The organism is Streptomyces hygroscopicus subsp. hygroscopicus (genome assembly GCF_001553455.1).
GTDB lineage: Bacteria > Actinomycetota > Actinomycetes > Streptomycetales > Streptomycetaceae > Streptomyces > Streptomyces hygroscopicus.
This window is the reverse complement of record NZ_BBOX01000640.1, coordinates 1-2,106: the sequence shown is the minus strand read 5'-3', so window position 1 is coordinate 2,106 and position 2,106 is coordinate 1. Positions and strand designations below refer to the sequence as shown.

The following is a 2,106-nucleotide window of genomic DNA, read 5'->3' as shown; positions in this document are numbered from 1 at the left end:
GACCGGGGCCCCGGTGGCCGAGGCGTACCGGGCCGCCGCGGCCGAAGCCCGTACGGCCGCCGAGAAGACCGCCGAACTGCGCCCCCGCCTCGGCCGCGCCCGGCCGCTCGCCGAGCGCAGCGTGGGCACCCCCGATCCCGGAGCCACCTCACTCGCCGCGGTGCTGACCGCGGTGGCCACCCTCCGCCCGACGACAGGAAGTGAAACCCCATGACCACCGCGCGTGCCTTCCGGATCGTCGTCGGCTGTGACGACGCCGGCTACGACTACAAGGAAGCCCTCAAGAAGGACCTGCTGGCCGACCCCCGGGTGGCCGAGGTCATCGACGTCGGCGTGGGCAGCGACGAGCACACCGCCTATCCGCATGTCGCGGTGGAAGCGGCCCGCCGGGTCGCCGAAGGCGCCGCCGACCGTGCCCTTCTGGTGTGCGGCACCGGCCTGGGCGTGGCCATCAGCGCCAACAAGGTCCCCGGGATCCGCGCGGTCACCGCGCACGACAGCTATTCCGTGCGCCGCTCGGTCCTCAGCAACAACGCCCAGGTGCTCTGCTTCGGGCAGCGCGTCATCGGCCTGGAACTGGCCCGCGCGCTCACCGACGACTGGCTCGCGCACACCTTCGACGAGACCTCCCCCTCGGCGGAGAAGGTGGCCGCCATCCGGAGTTACGAGAGCTGACGCCGGGGGGTTTCCCGGCCCTCGCGGCGCCGGCGTCACGGCCGCGTCATCACAGCCACGTGATCACAGCCACGTCGTCGCCGCCCCGGCGGCCACGGCCGCGGCGAGCAAGAGCGCGAGGTTGAGGGCGATCAGACGGTCACCGCCGGTCAGGTGGACCACGGTCGCGCCGACCTGCAGCAGTGCGAAGCCGATGGCCGCGGCCATGGCCAGCCAGGGCGCGACGCCGGTCAGTGGCGGCAGGACCAGCCCGATCGCGCCGAGCACTTCCAGCACCCCGACGGTCCTGACGGCCGCCATCGGCATGCGGTCCACCCAGGCCATCATCGGCCGGAGCCGCTCACGGCTCCGGACCACCTTCAGCCCGCCCCCGTAGAGGTAGAACAGCGCGAGCAGGCCGGCGACGATCCCGTATGTGACGTTCACATGTCCCCTTCACGGTTTCCCGATGTGCTTCCGGACGGAGCCGGTGGCGTGGCGGACCGTCATCCGCCACGCCCGGGGGCGGTTCCCGGCCACGCCCGGACCGCGTCCGCCACCGTCCGCCACGCCCCGATTCCACCGCCGGGGCGCCGGGCCTGTCCAAGACCGGGTGGGTGGGGCCGATACCGCGCGGGTATCGCGCCCGGTGGGACGGGGCGCAGGTGCGTGACGACGGCTTCCGCCGGCAGCGGCGGCCGGTGGGCGGGAGCGCCGCCGCGCAGCCCAGGGCGTTGTCCACCAGACGCTGGGCCGGCAGCCGGTCCATGCCGTCGTAGGGCGTGGTCAGGCCGTACATCTGGACGAGCGCCACCACCAGGCCGACGACCCGGTACGCGTACTGCCGTTGCAGGCCCCAGGAGCCGATGGTCAGCCCGCCGACGGTGACCGCCGGCGTCCACCCGGTGTGTCCCGGGCCGATCAGGCGGAGCAGGGCGATGCCGATGACCGCGCCGACGGCCGTGCCCACCACGCGGTGGACCAGCTTGCGCAGGCGCTCATGGGTGGTGTTGGTGCCGAACAGGGTGATCAGCACGCCGACCAGACCCCAGGAGAAGCGCTGCCCGTTGATGGCGTCGGCCAGCGGGCAGGTGATGGCGGCGGCGGTCCCGGCCTGCAGCGGGGCGCGCAGGTACGGGATGGCGCGCCGCCACCCCGGGCGGGCCTGCGCGGCGGCGACCCGCTCGGCGGCGGGGCCCGCGCCCGCGGGGCGGCTGCGCTCCAGCGCCACGGTGGGCTGGAAGGGCACCCTGGCCCGCACGGTGGCGGAGTTCCACCCCAACTCCAGCCAGTGCGCGAGGGATTCGGCGAGCCCGTCCAGCAGGTCGGCGACCCGGTGGGCCAGGGCGCGGACCTCCGCCTCCTCGGCGCTGCCGCCTTCCGGCAGGGCGGTGGCCTGCTGCCGGATCAGCTCGGCGGCCGGGTGCTTCCGCACCGGCCGGGGCACCGCAC

4 protein-coding genes are annotated in these 2,106 nt (G+C 74.8%); 2 read left to right on the top strand and 2 right to left on the bottom strand.

The features are described 5' to 3' along the window. Together AXW62_RS39590 and AXW62_RS39585 are read left to right on the top strand one after the other, a co-directional pair. Window positions 1-214: DAK2 domain-containing protein (locus AXW62_RS39590; RefSeq protein ID WP_159061121.1), on the top strand; the 214-nt coding region annotated here is incomplete at its 5' end. Then, the gene (locus AXW62_RS39585; protein WP_030831951.1) at window positions 211-675 is read left to right on the top strand and encodes a ribose-5-phosphate isomerase; all 465 of its coding nucleotides are present in this window, start codon (window positions 211-213) and stop codon (window positions 673-675) included. The genes AXW62_RS39590 and AXW62_RS39585, both read left to right, overlap by 4 nt. Before the next feature lie 63 nt (window positions 676-738). On the opposite strand, the gene AXW62_RS39580 is transcribed toward AXW62_RS39585, so the two are convergent. Next, window positions 739-1,101 (bottom strand): DoxX family protein, encoded by a 363-nt coding sequence (locus AXW62_RS39580; RefSeq protein ID WP_060948550.1) that lies wholly within the window; start codon window positions 1,099-1,101, stop codon window positions 739-741. Beyond that, on the bottom strand, window positions 1,016-2,106 hold a 1,091-nt coding region (locus tag AXW62_RS39575), incomplete at its 5' end, for an FUSC family protein (protein WP_169808216.1). The genes AXW62_RS39580 and AXW62_RS39575, both read right to left, overlap by 86 nt.